Source organism: Sphingobium sp. TA15 (genome assembly GCF_037101235.1).
In the GTDB taxonomy this organism is placed as follows: Bacteria; Pseudomonadota; Alphaproteobacteria; order Sphingomonadales; family Sphingomonadaceae; genus Sphingobium; species Sphingobium indicum.
On the sequence record NZ_AP025355.1, the window covers coordinates 1,721,412 to 1,736,527 of the forward strand.

General features: G+C 65.8%; 12 protein-coding genes and 1 pseudogene. 5 read left to right on the forward strand and 8 right to left on the reverse strand.

From position 1 onward, the window contains the following. Positions 1-3 precede the first annotated feature (3 nt). Complete coding sequence (locus Sj15T_RS08560; protein ID WP_013040632.1) at positions 4-783, reverse strand: phosphatidylcholine/phosphatidylserine synthase; 780 nt, start codon at positions 781-783, stop codon at positions 4-6. After that, on the reverse strand, positions 783-1,517 hold the full coding sequence (locus tag Sj15T_RS08565) for a phosphatidylserine decarboxylase (protein WP_013040633.1): 735 nt from the start codon (positions 1,515-1,517) through the stop codon (positions 783-785). The genes Sj15T_RS08560 and Sj15T_RS08565 overlap by 1 nt, the downstream gene beginning before the upstream one ends. A gap of 253 nt (positions 1,518-1,770) precedes the next feature. On the opposite strand from Sj15T_RS08565, the gene Sj15T_RS08570 reads away from it, so the two are divergent. Further along, positions 1,771-2,991 (forward strand): NADP-dependent isocitrate dehydrogenase, encoded by a 1,221-nt coding sequence (locus tag Sj15T_RS08570; protein ID WP_013040635.1) that lies wholly within the window; start codon positions 1,771-1,773, stop codon positions 2,989-2,991. Positions 2,992-3,148: 157 nt separating this feature from the next. Then, the gene (locus Sj15T_RS08575) at positions 3,149-4,759 is read left to right on the forward strand and encodes a carbon-nitrogen hydrolase family protein (protein ID WP_013040636.1); all 1,611 of its coding nucleotides are present in this window, start codon (positions 3,149-3,151) and stop codon (positions 4,757-4,759) included. Between the two features lie 165 nt (positions 4,760-4,924). On the opposite strand, the gene glmS is transcribed toward Sj15T_RS08575, so the two are convergent. The 3 genes from glmS to glmU all read right to left on the reverse strand — a co-directional run bounded on the left by glmS (position 4,925) and on the right by glmU (position 8,979). Then, positions 4,925-6,748 (reverse strand): glutamine--fructose-6-phosphate transaminase (isomerizing), encoded by a 1,824-nt coding sequence (glmS, locus tag Sj15T_RS08580; protein WP_013040637.1) that lies wholly within the window; start codon positions 6,746-6,748, stop codon positions 4,925-4,927. A gap of 84 nt (positions 6,749-6,832) precedes the next feature. Further along, entirely contained in the window at positions 6,833-7,660 is an 828-nt protein-coding gene (locus tag Sj15T_RS08585) for a metallophosphoesterase (protein ID WP_013040638.1), read from the reverse strand. A 26-nt stretch (positions 7,661-7,686) separates the two neighbouring features. Next, positions 7,687-8,979: a bifunctional UDP-N-acetylglucosamine diphosphorylase/glucosamine-1-phosphate N-acetyltransferase GlmU gene (gene glmU / locus Sj15T_RS08590; RefSeq protein ID WP_253720713.1), complete on the reverse strand. Its 1,293-nt coding sequence runs from the start codon at positions 8,977-8,979 to the stop codon at positions 7,687-7,689. A gap of 160 nt (positions 8,980-9,139) precedes the next feature. Here glmU and Sj15T_RS08595 point away from each other — a divergent pair, with 160 nt between their 5' ends. From Sj15T_RS08595 to Sj15T_RS08605, 3 genes are all read left to right on the forward strand, one after another. Further along, positions 9,140-9,808, forward strand: a complete 669-nt coding sequence (locus Sj15T_RS08595; RefSeq protein ID WP_013040640.1) for an HAD-IA family hydrolase — start codon at positions 9,140-9,142, stop codon at positions 9,806-9,808. Beyond that, positions 9,805-10,566 (forward strand): enoyl-CoA hydratase-related protein, encoded by a 762-nt coding sequence (locus Sj15T_RS08600; protein WP_013040641.1) that lies wholly within the window; start codon positions 9,805-9,807, stop codon positions 10,564-10,566. Before Sj15T_RS08595 ends, Sj15T_RS08600 begins: the two co-directional genes overlap by 4 nt. A 140-nt stretch (positions 10,567-10,706) precedes the next feature. Continuing rightward, on the forward strand, positions 10,707-11,879 hold the full coding sequence (locus Sj15T_RS08605; protein ID WP_013040642.1) for a GGDEF domain-containing protein: 1,173 nt from the start codon (positions 10,707-10,709) through the stop codon (positions 11,877-11,879). 206 nt (positions 11,880-12,085) lie between these two features. Here the strand turns inward: Sj15T_RS08605 and lpdA are convergent, their stop codons facing one another. From lpdA to odhB, 3 genes and pseudogenes are all read right to left on the reverse strand, one after another. Then, positions 12,086-13,486, reverse strand: coding sequence for a dihydrolipoyl dehydrogenase (lpdA, locus tag Sj15T_RS08610; RefSeq protein ID WP_013040643.1), 1,401 nt, complete (start codon positions 13,484-13,486; stop codon positions 12,086-12,088). A gap of 49 nt (positions 13,487-13,535) precedes the next feature. Further along, a pseudogene (locus Sj15T_RS08615) lies at positions 13,536-13,808 on the reverse strand (GIY-YIG nuclease family protein); the annotation flags it as partial. A gap of 66 nt (positions 13,809-13,874) precedes the next feature. Next, positions 13,875-15,113, reverse strand: coding sequence for a 2-oxoglutarate dehydrogenase complex dihydrolipoyllysine-residue succinyltransferase (gene odhB, locus Sj15T_RS08620; RefSeq protein ID WP_013040645.1), 1,239 nt, complete (start codon positions 15,111-15,113; stop codon positions 13,875-13,877). Between the last annotated feature and the right edge of the window lie 3 nt (positions 15,114-15,116).

A 15,116-nucleotide genomic window follows, 5' to 3' on the forward strand; every position in this document is an offset into this window, starting at 1 on the left:
AGATCAGGCCGTCCCCTCGCCCGCCCGCTGCCGCCGCACCCTGGCGTAGGAGAGCATGCCGAAGGGGATGAGGGCGAGGTAGAAGGCGCACAGGGCCAGCAGCGTCAGCCAGGGATCGGTGATCAACAGCGCGGCCAGCAATCCGGCGAGGGCAATCGCCTCCAGCCTGATGCGCTTGCGCAGGCGCAGCGCCGACCAGCTATAGGTCGCGATGTTGGAGATCATCAGGAAGGCGGTGAAACCGGCCCAGGGCGCCACCACATACCATGCGCGGAACAGCGGCTCGCCCGTCACCAGCCAGAGATAGAGCGGCACGAAGGCCAGCCCGGCCCCGGCGGGCGCGGGAACGCCGGTAAGGAAACCGGCCGATTTATGCGGCTGCACGTCCGCATCGATATTGGCGTTGAACCGCGCCAGCCGCAGCGCGCAAGACAGGGCATGGGCCAGCGCGAAGATCCAGCCGAATTTCGGCATGGCGTGGAGCGACCAGAGATAGAGCACCAATGCAGGCGCCACGCCGAAAGCGATGGAGTCCGACAGCGAATCCAGTTCCGCGCCGAAGCGGCTTTCGCCCCGCAGCAGCCGGGCGATGCGGCCGTCCAGCCCGTCCAGCACCCCGGCAATCAGGATGGAGAGCACGGCCCGCTCCCACTCGCCGGAAATGCCGTAGCGCACGCCGGTCAGGCCGAAGCACAGCGCCATCGCCGTCACGGCGTTGGGCGCCACCATCCGCAGGGTGATCCCCCGGCGCAGGCCTCGCGGAATGGCGCGCCGCCGTCGCATTATTGCTGAATCCCCGAAATCACCCGCATGTCGCCCATCTGGCCCAGGATCGTCTCGCCCGCGACGGTGCGCTGGCCCAGCACGACGCGGGGCGCGGTTCCGGCGGGCAGATAGACGTCGACCCGGCTGCCGAAGCGGATCAGGCCGATGCGCTGCCCCGCCGCGACCATGTCGCCCGGCTTCACGAAGGGCACGATCCGCCGCGCCACAAGGCCCGCAATCTGGGTGAAGCCGATGCGCGCGCCGTCATGCCGTTCGACCAGGATATGCTGCCGCTCATTATCCTCGCTCGCCTTGTCGAGATCGGCGTTCAGGAACTTGCCGGAAATATAGACGACCGACTTCACCGTCCCGCCGATGGGCGTGCGGTTGATGTGCACGTCGAACACGCTCATGAAGATCGACACGCGGATCATCGGCTGGTCGCCCAGGCCGTCCGGCCCCGCCATTTCGCGCGGCGGCGGCACCCGCTGGATCAGCGTCACCAGCCCGTCGGCGGGTGCGACGATGGCGCGCTCGTCCTGCGGCACGGCGCGGACCGGATCGCGGAAGAAGGCCAGCACCCAGATCGTCACCATCACCATCAGCCAGCCGAGCACTTCCCAGCCGACCAGGAACAGCAGCGCCGTGATGGCGGCCGCGATCAGGCCGAATTTGCCCCCCTCCGGATGCACCGAAGGGAAACGCCATTTCACATTGCCGCCCAGCGCGACGGTCAGTTCGTCATTTTCCATGGCATCGTCTTTAGGCACAGTCGGTTGGAGTGACAACGTCCGATGCTGGCGAGAGGGTCATGAAATGATCCTGACCCAAGCGAGGGGGCATCCGGTCGAGGTCTATAGTTGCTCCTGCTTCGCAAGAGCAGGGAAGTTGGGGCCAAGACTGCTCATTTCCGGTCGAATCCGCACACAGCCGGTTGAACATTGCCGCCGCTTTGCCTAGTGCGGACCCAAATTCCACCCGAACGAAGAAAGCGGAACAGGCGCTATGGCTAAGATCAAGGTGAAGAACCCCGTCGTGGAGATCGACGGCGACGAAATGACGCGGATCATCTGGCAGTGGATTCGCGAGCGCCTCATCCTCCCCTATCTCGACATCGACCTGAAATATTACGACCTGGGTGTCGAGAAGCGCGACGAGACCAACGACCAGATCACCATCGATTCCGCCAACGCGATCAAGGAACATGGCGTCGGCGTGAAGTGCGCCACCATCACCCCGGACGAAGCCCGCGTCGAGGAATTCGGCCTGAAGGAAATGTGGAAGTCGCCCAACGGCACCATCCGCAACATCCTGGGCGGCGTGGTGTTCCGCGAACCCATCGTGATCCGCAACGTGCCCCGTCTGGTCCCCGGCTGGACCGACCCCATCGTCATCGGCCGCCACGCCTTCGGCGACCAGTATCGCGCCACCGATTTCCTGGTCCCCGGCCCCGGCAAGCTGCGCATGGTGTGGGACGGCGCCAATGGCGAGAAGATCGAGAAGGACGTCTTCAACTTCCCCAGCTCCGGCGTCGCCATGGGCATGTACAATCTGGACGATTCGATCCGCGATTTCGCCCGCGCCAGCATGAACTATGCGCTGGGCCGGGGCTGGCCGCTGTATCTTTCGACCAAGAACACCATCCTCAAGGCCTATGACGGCCGCTTCAAGGATCTGTTCCAGGAAGTGTTCGACAATGAATTCGCCGACCAGTTCAAGGCGGTGGGCGCGGTGTACGAACATCGCCTGATCGACGACATGGTCGCGTCCGCCCTGAAGTGGAGCGGCAAGTTCGTCTGGGCCTGCAAGAATTATGACGGCGACGTCCAGTCGGACACGGTGGCGCAGGGCTTCGGCTCGCTGGGCCTCATGACCTCCGTCCTGCTCTCGCCCGACGGCAAGACGGTCGAGGCCGAAGCCGCGCACGGCACCGTCACCCGCCACTACCGCCAGCACCAGCAGGGCAAGGCGACCTCGACCAACCCGATCGCCTCGATCTTCGCCTGGACCCAGGGCCTTTCCTATCGCGGCAAGTTCGACGAGACGCCGGAAGTCACCAAATTCGCCGAAACGCTGGAGAAGGTCTGCGTCGAAACCGTCGAAAGCGGCGCGATGACCAAGGATCTGGCCCTGCTGATCGGTCCGGAACAGGCGTGGATGACCACCGAGCAGTTCTTCGAGGCGATCCGCGTGAACCTGGAAGAAGCCATGGGCCAGTGGAAATAAGCTTCTGGAACTGATCCGCACTTCCTAGGTTCAATACGGTAACGGAACGAGGCGGCGCCGCATCCCGGCGCCGCCTTTTCCATATCCGGGCAAACCGCCCTCCCGTTCGTTTCGAGCGGCAATTATATTCTGGATGAAGGCACCAGGAGGCGACCAGATGACGACAACCAAGAAGCGCCTGGAGGTTCGGGCGGCGGTCCCGGCGGACGTGCGCGGAATCCAGCGGCTGATCGCCCGCGTCTATCCCGGAATGCCCAATTATTCGCTGGCCACGCTGCGCGGCCAGATCAACAATTTCCCGACCGGCTGCTTCGTCGCCCTCTATGACAACAAAATCGTGGGCTATTGCGCAACCATGCGGGTCAGCAAGAGCATGGCCTTTTCCGCCCATGACTGGGAGGAGATCACCGCCAACGGCTTCGGCACGCGGCATAGCGCGGCGGGCGAGTGGCTCTATGGATATGAGATGGCCGTGGACCCGAAGCTGCGCGGGCTGCGGATCGGACAGCGCCTCTATGACGAGCGCAAGGAACTGGCCGAGGAACTGGACCTGCACGGCATCGTCATCGCGGGGCGCATGCCCGGCTATGCCCGCGCCCGGCGGCGCGTCGACGGCCCGGCCGATTATCTGGACAAGGTGGTGCACGGCAAGCTGCGCGACCAGGTGATCAGCTTCCAGCTCAAGAACCAGTTTGAGCCGCTGGGGGTGCTGGAAAATTACCTGCCGGAGGACAGGCAGTCGGACGGGCACGCCGCCCATCTGGTGTGGCGCAATCCCTATGTCGATCCCGACGAAGCGCCGGAAATGCGGGTGCCGCGCGGGGTGGAGAGCGTCCGCCTCGCCACCTGCCAGTTGCAGGCCCGCGCCGTGCAGGATTTCGACGAATTCATCCGCAACATCGAATATTTCGTCGACGTCGCGGCGGATTATCGGTCGGACTTCATCGTCTTTCCCGAACTCTTCACCCTGCCGCTGCTTTCCTACGAGACGAAGAAGCTCTCCCCGACGGAGGCCATCGACAGGTTGACCGGCTATACCCCGCGCCTGACCCGCGAACTGGAGCGGATGGCGCTGGAATATAATATTAACATCATTGGCGGCTCCCACCCGACGCGGGCCGAGGATGGGGATATCCAGAACATCGCCTATGTCGCCCTGCGCGACGGATCGCTGCACACGCAGGAGAAGATCCACCCGACGCCCAACGAAGCCTTCTGGTGGAACATCAAGGGCGGGGATTCGCTGGACGTAATCCAGACGGACTGCGGGCCGATCGGCGTGCTGATCTGCTATGACAGCGAATTTCCGGAACTGGCGCGGCGGCTGGTGGACCAGGGGGCGCGGATCATCTTCGTGCCCTTCTGCACCGACTCGCGGCTCGGCTATATGCGCGTGCGCTATTGCGCGCAGGCGCGGGCGATCGAGAACCAATGCTATGTCGTGATGTCGGGCAATGTCGGCAACCTGCCGAACGTCGACAATATGGACATTCAATATGCCCAGAGCGCGATATTGACGCCCTGCGACCTGCCCTTCGCGCGGGACGGGATCGCGGCGGAATCGACGGAGAATGTCGAGACGCTGACCATGGCGGACGTGAACCTGGCCGACCTGAGCTGGGCGCGGGCGGAGGGCACGGTGCGCAACCTGCGCGACCGGCGGTTCGACCTCTATCATATCGACTGGGACAGCAATCCCGACCATGCCCATGCGCCGAGCGGGGGGCCGGTGCCGGCGGGCGGGCATAATGCGCCTGGGGGCGGGTGATGGGTGGTTTTAAGGCATTCCCCTCCCGCAGGCGGGAGGGGTTAGGGGTGGGCGCGAGCGAAGCGAGCTTCTGACTTTTCGGCTAGGAAAGATCGCCGCTGGCGCGGCGACCCACCCCCGGCCCCTCCTGCCTGCGGGAGGGGAGAAGAATGTCAAAAACCCACCTCACTCGACAGTAACGGACTTGGCGAGGTTCCTTGGCTGGTCGACGTCGGTGCCCTTGGCCACCGCCACATGATAGGCGAGCAACTGCACCGGCACGGCGTAGACCATCGGCGCGATCAGCGGGTGGACCTTGGGCATGGTGATGGTCGCCATGCAGCCCTCCCCCGCCGCCTGCACGCCGTCATAGTCGGAGATCAGCACCACCTTGCCGCCCCGCGCCTGCACTTCCTGCATGTTGCTGACGGTCTTTTCGAACAGCGGCCCGCTGGGCGCCAGCACGATGACCGGCACCTTGTCGTCGATCAGCGCGATGGGGCCGTGCTTCATCTCGCCCGCCGCATAGCCCTCGGCATGGATATAGCTGATTTCCTTGAGCTTCAGCGCGCCCTCCAGCGCCAGCGGATAGTCCGGGCCGCGCCCCAGATAGAGCACGTCCCGCGCCCCCGCGATCAGGTGCGCCATCCCCTCGATGGATTCGTCATAGGCCAGCGCGCCGTTGAGCGCGGCAGGCGCTTCGGACAGGTGACGGACCAGTTCCTTCTCCGCCTTCGCGTCCAGCCGCCCCTTGGCCCGCGCCAGGTTCGCCGCGAACGCCGCCAGCACCGCCAACTGGCAGGTGAAGGCCTTGGTCGAGGCGACGCCGATTTCCGGCCCCGCATTGGTGGGCAGCAGCAGGTCGGCCTCCCGCGCCATGGTGCTGGTGGGGACGTTGACGACGGCGGCGATCTTCTGCCCCTCGGCGCGGGCGTGGCGCAGCGCGGCCAGCGTGTCGGCGGTCTCGCCCGACTGGCTGATGACGATCATCAGGCCGCCCTCCTCCATCACCGGGGCGCGGTAGCGGAATTCGCTGGCCACATCGATGTCGACGGGGACGCGGGCGAACTGTTCGAACCAATATTTGGCGACCATGCCCGCATAATAGCTGGTGCCGCAGGCGACGATGGTGACGCGGCGGATCGACCCCAGGTCGAAATCCGGGATCGGCAGCGACACCTGGTCCTCCATCCGGCGCAGATAGGAACGCAGGGTCTGGGCGACGACCACCGGCTGCTCGTAGATTTCCTTGAGCATATAGTGGCGGTGATTGCCCTTGGAGATCAGCTCGCCGGTCACGCCGCTGATGGTGACGGGGCGTTCGACCGGGTTGTTGTCCTTGTCGAAAATCTCCGCGCCGTCGCGGGTGATGACGACCCAGTCGCCTTCCTCCAGATAGGCGATGCGTTGGGTCAGCGGGGCGAGCGCCAGCGCGTCGGAGCCGAGATAGGTCTCCCCCTCCCCATAGCCCACCACCAGCGGCGAACCCAGGCGCGCGCCGATGAGGATTTCCGGATGGCTGCGGAACAGGATCGCCAGCGCGAAGGCGCCGTGCAGGCGGGGCAGCACCTGCGCCACCGCGTCCTTCGGGGATGCGCCCTGCTCCACCAGTTCGCTCACCAGATGGGCGACGACCTCCGTATCGGTCTGGCTGTCGAACACGCGGCCCCGCGCCGTCAGTTCCTCGCGCAGCGGCTTGAAATTCTCTATGATGCCGTTGTGGACCAGCGCCACTTCCTTCGTGGCGTGGGGGTGGGCATTGCTGGTCGTCGGCGCGCCATGGGTGGCCCAGCGGGTATGGGCAATGCCGGTGGTGCCCGGCAGGGGCGCGGCCTCCAGTTCCTTCACCAGATTGGCGAGCTTCCCCTCCGCCCGGCGGCGGTCGATCCGGCCGTCATGGACGGTCGCGACGCCCGCGCTGTCATAGCCGCGATATTCGAGGCGCTTGAGGCCCTCGACCAGCCGCTCCGCCACGTCGTCCTTGCCGATGATTCCGATGATGCCGCACATGGATAGTCAGTCCCAAAGCCCGTGAAAACTCTATGCTTATGCCGCCTATGCCACGATCATGCGGCAGGCGACAGGGGTACCGCATCAACGTGGACGAATATTAACCAGCCAGACATCCGGGGGCGCAAGCATGCGGATCGGCAGGCCGCTGGTGCCCAGGCCCGCCGACACGACCAGGGTCCGCTGCCCCTCCCGATATGCGCCGCAGGCATAGCGGGTGCCGTAGCGCGAGGGCACATAGACGATGCCCGCGAAGGGCAGGGCCACCTGCCCGCAATGGGTATGCCCCACCAGCGTCAGCATCGGCCGGCCGGGCAGCAGCGGAAAGGCGTCCGGCCCGTGGGACAGCATCAGCGGCGCGCCGCCCAGCGCCTGCATCGCGTCCAGCGTCCTGGGGATGTCGGGCCGCCCGGTATAGATGTCGCGCAGTCCGCCGACGGCCAGCGGCCCCCGCCGCACCGCCTGATTGTCGAGCAGGCGGATGCCGATCCGGGCGAACAGATCGCCCCATTCGCGGCGGCTGATCCCCGCATGCTTGCGCGCATCATGATTGCCCAGCACCGCCACCACCCCCAGCGGGGCGCGCAGGGCGGCGAAGGGGGCGATGCTCTGCGCCGGGTCATAGGTCGCGCCGCCCTTGTCATCGCCGATATAGTCGCCGCCCAGCAGGATCATGTCGGGCCTGAGGCCGTTCACCAAGGCGACGATCCGCGCCATCCGCTCCGGGCTGTTGTCTGGTCCCGACAAATGGCTGTCGGTCAGCAGCGCCACCGTCACCGGGCGGCGCGGCGCGTCGGCCGGAAAGGGCAGCGCGACGTCCAGCCGCCGCACGACCGGCATCGCCCGTGCATTGGCGAAGAGCCGGACGGCCGTTCCCACCGCGAGGAGCGAAAGGACCAGCAGCGCGGTCAACCAGCGCCGCCTTCGGAAGAAGGCCGTCACTTGGCGGCTTTGCGCGCCTGCATCCGCGCCCGGAAACGGGCCGCCCAGCCGGGTTTCGCCTCCTGCTTCGGCCGGACGAGGCAGAGCGCGTCGGCCTCCACCGCCTGCGTCACCACGCTGCCCGCCGCGACGATGGCGCCGTCGCCGATCTTCACCGGCGCGACCAGCGCGCTGTTGGAGCCGATGAAGGCGCCCGCGCCGATCTCCGTCCGATATTTGAAGAAGCCGTCATAATTGCAGGTGATGGTGCCCGCGCCGATATTGGCCCCCGCCCCCACGCTGGCGTCGCCGATATAGGACAGGTGGTTGGCCTTGGCGCCCTCGCCCAGTTCGGCCTTCTTCACCTCGACGAAATTGCCGACCTTGGCCTTGGCGCCGATCTTCGCGCCGGGGCGCAGCCGGGCATAGGGGCCGATGTCCGCGCCCTTGCCCACGGTCGCGCCCTCCAGGTGGGAAAAGGCGTGGATGGTCGCATCGTCCGCCACGCTGACGCCGGGGCCGAAGACGACGTTGGGCTCTATCGTCACGTCGCGGCCCAGCAGCGTGTCATGCGCGAAGAACACGGTTTCCGGCGCGATCAGCGTCGCGCCATCGCGCATCGCCTCCGCCCGGCGGCGGTCCTGCCAGACGGCCTCCACCCCCGCCAGTTCGGCGCGGCTGTTGACGCCCGCCACTTCCCACGCCTCCGCCTCTATCACCGCGCTCTGGGCGCCGGGCAGCATGACGATGTCGGGAAGATAATATTCGCCCGCTGCATTATCATTGCCGATCTGGTCAAGCAGCACGAACAGGTCGGTGGAGCGCACCGCCATCAGCCCCGAATTGCAGAGCGTCACCGCCCGCTCCTCCGCATTGGCGTCCTTATATTCGACCATCTTTTCGATCACGCCCTGGTCGCGGGCGATGATCCGGCCATAGGCGGCGGCATCCTCCGGACGGAAGCCCAGCACCACGGCGCGCGGCTCGTCGCCCCAGTTCAGGCGGTCCAGCATGCTCCGCAGCGTTTCGGCGCGCACCAGCGGCACGTCGCCATAGAGGATCAATATGTCGCCCGCGAAACCGGCCAGCGCGTCATGCGCCTGCGCCACGGCATGGCCGGTGCCGAGTTGCTGTTCCTGCACGGCGATGACGGCGCCGCTGCCCTCCACCGCCCTTTCCACCTGTTCCCGCCCGGCGCCGACCACCACGACCTGCCGTTCGGGCTGCAGCTCCGCCACGCTGGCGAGCAGGTGGAGCAGCATCGGCCGCCCCGCAATCGGGTGCAGAACCTTGTGTCTGGCCGACTTCATGCGCGTGCCCTGCCCGGCGGCAAGGATGATCACGGCCAGGGGGCGAGCGGGGGAGCGGCTGGAGGTCACGGGGGCATCCTTCACGAAAGGGCCAAGAATCTGAGCGCTCTCTGCCATGTTTGACTTGCCTTTGCCACTACCCAGGCGGCATGAGCCGGGCATGGTTTCCATTCCCTTCGACATTGTCGGCTTCGACCTTGACGGCACCCTGCTCGACACCAGCGGCGACCTGGCGGCGGCGGTCAACTACGCCATCGCCACCGACGGGCGGCCGCCCTTTCCGGTCGAGGCGATCCATCCCTTCGTCGGCAAGGGGGCGAAGGTGATGCTCCAGCGGGCGCTGGACGCTTCGGGCGGCTATGACGAGGCGATGCTGGAAAGGATGCTGCCGATCCTGCTGGACTATTATGAGCAGAATCTGGCGATCCATTCCCTGCCCTATCCCGGCCTGATCGCGGCGATGGACGCGCTGGCGGCGGCGGGCGTGAAGCTGGCCATCTGCACCAACAAGGCGGAGCGTTTCACCATTCCGCTGCTGCACCAGATCGGCCTGTCGGACCGTTTCGCCAGCGTCGTCGGCGGCGACACGGTGGGCATCGCCAAGCCCGATCCCGCGCCGATCCACGCGATGATCGAGCGCGCGGGCGGCGGGCGGACGATCTTCCTGGGCGACACGATCAACGACATCGCCGGGGCGCGCAATGCGGGCATCCCCAGCATCGCCGTCAGCTTCGGCTTCCTCGACGGGCCGGTGGAGGAGCTGGAGGCGGACGCCGTCATCCACCATTATGACGATCTGGTGCCGCTGCTGGGAGGCTGGCCGACATGACGTTGCGGCTGGAACGGGAGGGCGCGGTCGCCACGCTGCTGATCGACCGGCCCCGGCAGCATAATGCCATGAGCCAGGAAATGTGGGAACAATTGCCGCGTCTGGTGCAGGAGGCGATGGCGGACGAGGCGATCCGGGTGCTGATCCTGACCTCGGCGACGCCCGGCCTGTTCTGCGCGGGGGCGGACATCCACGAATTTGCGCGCTGTTCGGGGGATGAGGAATGGCGCGTCGCCAACCAGGCCGCGATCCGCGCCACCCAATATGCCCTGGCCCATGCCGAAAAGCCGGTGATCGCGGCGATAGAGGGGGATGCGGTCGGCGGCGGATGCGGGCTGGCCATCGCCTGCGACCTGCGCATCGCCTCCCCCGCTGCCAGGCTGGGCATCACCCCGGCCAAGCTGGGCATCGTCTATGGGCTGTTCGACACCAAGCTGCTGGTCGATTTGGTCGGACCGGCGCGGGCCAAGCGCATATTGTTCACCGCCGCGCTGCACGATGCGCAGGAGGCGCTGGCCATCGGCCTGATCGACCAGATTTCGCCTGCTCCGCTGGAGGCGGCGATGGCACTGGCCGAAAGTATTGCCGCCAATGCCCAGCATTCGATCCGTTCGTCCAAGGCGATCATCCGCCGCATCCTGGATGGGCAGGCGGACGACGACGGGGAAACGCTGGCCATGTTCCGGGACGCCTTCACCCTGCCCGACTTCCGGGAGGGCGTGCAGGCCTTCCGCGACAAGCGTCGTCCCTGCTTCTGACCCGCTCGCCGCAGCTTCATCCATATCGGATGAACATCTCACCCGATATGGAAGTATTTGTTAAGGATCGGCTTTTACCCGTCGCCCCATAGGGACGCCGCGCCGGATCGCCCCCGAAAAGAGGAACAGGCACAATAAGCGTGGGAGAAAATTTCGCCTTCTTCCTGCCCGTCATGATGGCAAGTTTCGGCGTGGTTTTCGCCTTCGTCTGGACCCTGGGCATAAGGGCGGCCGGATATTGGAGCGCCGCCTATCTCTGCGTCGCGGGCGGCTTTGCGGTGCCGGCGGGATTCGCGCTGCTGCCGACGCCCCTTTGGGGCTTTGTGGCGGATTTGCTGTTCGCCAGCGGATTCCTGCTGTTCAGCCAGGCCCTGCTGGAACGCTGGCGACCCAACTGGCTGCTGCGGGCGCGGATCGCGATCTGGGCGCTTTCCGTGCTGCTGTGCGCCATGTCCCTCCTGCTGGACAACCTGCCCTTCGAACTGGTGTCGTCCGATTTCGGCTGCTTCCTGCTGATCGGCCTGCCGCTGATCGCCGGCAGGGATCGCCTGGACAACTGGTCGGACGGCACCCTGTTCGGCGCGGCGGCTTTGGTCGCGCTGGACAATCTGATGCGCGGCAGCACCGTGCCGCTGACGCTGTCGAGCGATAGTTTCCTGAACAGCGACTATGCCTTTCTGATGCAGGCGCTGGCCTGCGTGCTTGGCCTGTTCCTGGCCTTGGCGGCGCTGGCGGCGAACATGCTCGACCTGCTCGCCCGCTATCGGCGCGACGCGCTGCACGATCCCCTTTCCGGCCTGCTCAACCGCCGCGGCTTTGACGACGCCATCGGCCAAAGAACGCGCAAGCTGCCGACGCAGGGCAGCCTGATCGTCTGCGACATCGATCATTTCAAGACGATCAACGATGCCCACGGCCATGCGCTGGGCGACCGCGTGATCGTCGCGCTGGCGCGGATATTGATGGAGTTCGCGCCCGCCGACGCCATCACGGCGCGCTTCGGCGGGGAGGAATTCATAATGTTCCTGCCCGACGCCGACGCGGCCCGGGCCGCCACGACCGCCAACGACATTCGGGAGAGCGTCGCGCGGGAGGTCGCCAGCCACCTCGGCCTTTCGCGCCCCCTTACCGCCAGTTTCGGATTGTCGGCCGTCCAGCCCGGCGATGCTGCGATCCACGACGCCATCGCGCGAGCGGATGCGGCCCTCTATGAAGCCAAGATGCATGGCCGCAATCGGGTTTGCGTAAGGCGGGCGCTCGCCGTGCCGGATGCGCCCGCCGCCAGCCTGAAGTCCCGCGCCCGGAGCGGATAGCGCTTCCCCCATTCAGGCCGAAACGTGTTCCTGCGAAGGCAGGAACCCAGTCCAGACGCCGGAACTGGATTCCCGCCTTCGCAGGAATAAGCTGTGCTTCAATTAACCGGCATAACCCCAATGATCCATAACGTCATGAAAAAGGCCGTCCCTAAGGACGGCCTCTTCATTGTCGCGATCTCATTCCCGCGCAGGGCGGGAAGGGATCACATATGGATGGGCTTGCCCGTCACGGCCATGGCCGCTTCCTTGATCGCCTCGCTGTGCGTCGGATGGGCATGGCAGGTATAGGCAATGTCCTCGCTCGATGCGCCGAACTCCATCGCCTGCGCCGCCTGGGCGATCATCGTGCCCGCGACCGTGGCGATGATCCAGACGCCCAGCACCTTGTCGGTTTCGGCATCGGCGATGATCTTCACGAAGCCGTCCGGCTCATGATTGGTCTTGGCGCGGCTGTTCGCCAGCATCGGGAATTTGCCGACCTTGATCGCGCCCTTCTCCTTGGCGGCCTCTTCGGTCAGGCCGACGCCCGCGATTTCCGGCTTGGTATAGACCACCGACGGGATCACGTCATGGTTCACGATGCCGGTCAGGCCCGCGATATTCTCGGCCACGGCGATGCCTTCGTCCTCGGCCTTGTGCGCCAGCATCGGGCCGGGGATGACGTCGCCGATGGCCCAGACGCCCGGAACCTTGGTCGCGAAGTCATGATCGGTCTCGATCTGGCCGCGGGCGTTGAGTTCCAGGCCGATCTTGTCGAGACCCAGCCCTTCGGTGTTCGGACGGCGGCCGATGGACACCAGCACGACATCGGCCTCGATCTTCTCTGCCGCGCCCCCGGCGGCGGGTTCGACGGTCAGGGTCACGCCCTTCTTGCCGACTTCCGCGCCCGTGACCTTGGTGCCGAGCTTGTACTCGAAACCCTGCTTCTTGAAGATCTTGTTCGCTTCCTTGCGGACTTCGCCGTCCATGCCGGGCAGGATCTGGTCGAGATATTCGACCACCGTGACCTTGGCGCCGACGCGCCGCCATACCGAGCCCAGTTCCAGGCCGATGACGCCGCCGCCGACCACGACCAGATGGCCCGGCACCTTGTCCAGTTCCAGCGCGCCGGTCGAATCGACGATCCTGCCGCCTTCATTGTCGACCTGCACACCCGGAAGGGGCGTCACCGACGATCCGGTGGCGATGACAATATTCTTCGCGGTGACGGTCTTGCCCGCGACCTGCACGGTGTTGGCGCCGGTGAAGCTCGCCAGCCCCTTCAGCCAGTCGACCTTGTTCTTCTTGAACAGGAATTCGACGCCGCCGGTCAGGCCCTTCACCGCATCCTTGCGCTGGCCCTGCATGGTGTCGAGGTCCAGGCTCATCTTGTCGATCTTCACGCCCAGCTTGGCGAGCGCGCCGTTCGCGGCCTCCTCATAGAGTTCCGAGGCGTGCAGCAGCGCCTTGGACGGGATGCAGCCGACATTGAGGCAGGTGCCGCCCAGCGTCTCCCGGCTTTCGGCGCAGGCGGTCTTGAGGCCAAGCTGCGCGGCGCGGATCGCCGCGACATAGCCGCCCGGACCGGCGCCGATCACCAGAACGTCATAATCGAAGTCTGCCATTTCTCACTCCATTGCCGTGCTCCCGCGAAAGCGGGAGCCCAGGGCGTCGTCAGAACAGCGTTTCGAACAAATCCCGGCATTGTGGATTATCGCGTTCGATCAGCTCGATCTTCCAGGCGCGTTTCCATTTCTTCATCCGCAGTTCGCGATGCCGTGCTTCCTGCAGATCCTCATATGCCTCAAACCAGACCAGCAACTTACAATCATGGTCCTTGGTGAAACCGTCAATCAAGCCGTTGCGATGTTGATATGTCCTGGCCGCCAGATCGCTGGTGACACCCAGATATAAGGTGCCGTTGCGCCTGTTCGCCATAAGATAGACATAGCCGGCTCGCGTAGCGCGTCTCCACCCTGGGCTCCTGCCTCCGCAGGAGCGCTGGTCACATCTTTACAGGTCGATCAGCAGGCGGGTCGGATCCTCGATCGCGTTCTTCACCGCGACCAGGAAAGTCACCGCCTCGCGACCGTCGATCAGGCGATGGTCGTAGCTGAGGGCGAGATACATCATCGGGCGGATGACGATCTGGCCGTTGCGGACGACCGGACGGTCCTCGATCCGGTGCAGGCCCAGCACCGCCGACTGCGGCGGGTTGATGATCGGGCTAGACAGCAGCGAGCCGAAGACGCCGCCATTGGAGATGGTGAAGGTGCCGCCCTTCATATCCTCCATGGTCAGCGTGCCTTCCTTGGCCTTCTTCCCGAAATTGCCGATGGTCTTTTCAATATCGGCAACGCTCAGCGATTCCGCGTTGCGGATGACCGGCACGACCAGGCCGTTCGGGGCCGACACCGCGACCGAGATGTCGGCGAAGTCGTTATAGACGATCTCGTCGCCCTCGATCTGCGCGTTGACGCCCGGAATGTCGCGCAGCGCCATGCAGACGGCCTTGGTGAAGAAGCCCATGAAGCCCAGGCGGACGCCATGCTTCTTCTCGAACAGGTCCTTGTACTTCGCCCGCGCCTCGATGACGTTGGTCATGTCCACGTCATTATAGGTGGTGAGCAGCGCCGCGTTGTTCTGCGCTTCCTTGAGCCGCTTGGCGACGGTCTGGCGCAGGCGGGTCATCTTGACGCGTTCCTGCGCGCGGCTGGGACCGGCGGCGGGAGCGGCGGCGGGAGCGGCGGCCGGGGCCGAAGCGGCGGCCTTGGCGGTGCCCGCGGCGGCAGCGGCAACGACATCGTCCTTGGTCAGGCGGCCGTCCTTGCCCGTGCCCTTGATCTTGCTGGGGTCCAGGCCATGTTCCAGCACCAGGCGGCGGACCGCCGGCGACAGGGTCAGGTTGCCGCCTTCCTCGTCATCGGCCGGAGCCGAAGCGGCGGGAGCCGGGGCGGCCGCCTCCGCCTTGGCGGCGGGGGCGGGAGCAGCGGCGGGAGCGGCCGCGGCGGCCGCGCCTTCGTTCACATAGGCCAGCAGCGCGCCGACCTCGACCGTGTCGCCTTCCTTGGCGACGATGTCGCCCAGCACGCCGGCGACCGGCGCGGGCACGTCGACCGCGACCTTGTCGGTTTCAAGGGAGACGATGGGCTCGTCGGCCTTCACCGCCTCGCCGGGCTTCTTCAGCCACTGGCCAACGGTTGCTTCGGTAACGGATTCGCCCAGAGTAGGGACTTTGACTTCGGTAGCCATGAG

What these genes read in the sequence shown, in the direction of transcription:
- Sj15T_RS08560 (WP_013040632.1), bottom strand. Translation starts at nt 783, where the DNA reads ATGCGACGGCGGCGCGCCATTCCGCGAGGCCTGCGCCGGGGGATCACC.
- Sj15T_RS08565 (WP_013040633.1), bottom strand. Translation starts at nt 1,517, where the DNA reads ATGGAAAATGACGAACTGACCGTCGCGCTGGGCGGCAATGTGAAATGG.
- Sj15T_RS08570 (WP_013040635.1), top strand. Translation starts at nt 1,771, where the DNA reads ATGGCTAAGATCAAGGTGAAGAACCCCGTCGTGGAGATCGACGGCGAC.
- Sj15T_RS08575 (WP_013040636.1), top strand. Translation starts at nt 3,149, where the DNA reads ATGACGACAACCAAGAAGCGCCTGGAGGTTCGGGCGGCGGTCCCGGCG.
- glmS (WP_013040637.1), bottom strand. Translation starts at nt 6,748, where the DNA reads ATGTGCGGCATCATCGGAATCATCGGCAAGGACGACGTGGCGGAGCGG.
- glmU (WP_253720713.1), bottom strand. Translation starts at nt 8,979, where the DNA reads ATGAAGTCGGCCAGACACAAGGTTCTGCACCCGATTGCGGGGCGGCCG.
- Sj15T_RS08595 (WP_013040640.1), top strand. Translation starts at nt 9,140, where the DNA reads ATGGTTTCCATTCCCTTCGACATTGTCGGCTTCGACCTTGACGGCACC.
- Sj15T_RS08600 (WP_013040641.1), top strand. Translation starts at nt 9,805, where the DNA reads ATGACGTTGCGGCTGGAACGGGAGGGCGCGGTCGCCACGCTGCTGATC.
- lpdA (WP_013040643.1), bottom strand. Translation starts at nt 13,486, where the DNA reads ATGGCAGACTTCGATTATGACGTTCTGGTGATCGGCGCCGGTCCGGGC.
- odhB (WP_013040645.1), bottom strand. Translation starts at nt 15,113, where the DNA reads ATGGCTACCGAAGTCAAAGTCCCTACTCTGGGCGAATCCGTTACCGAA.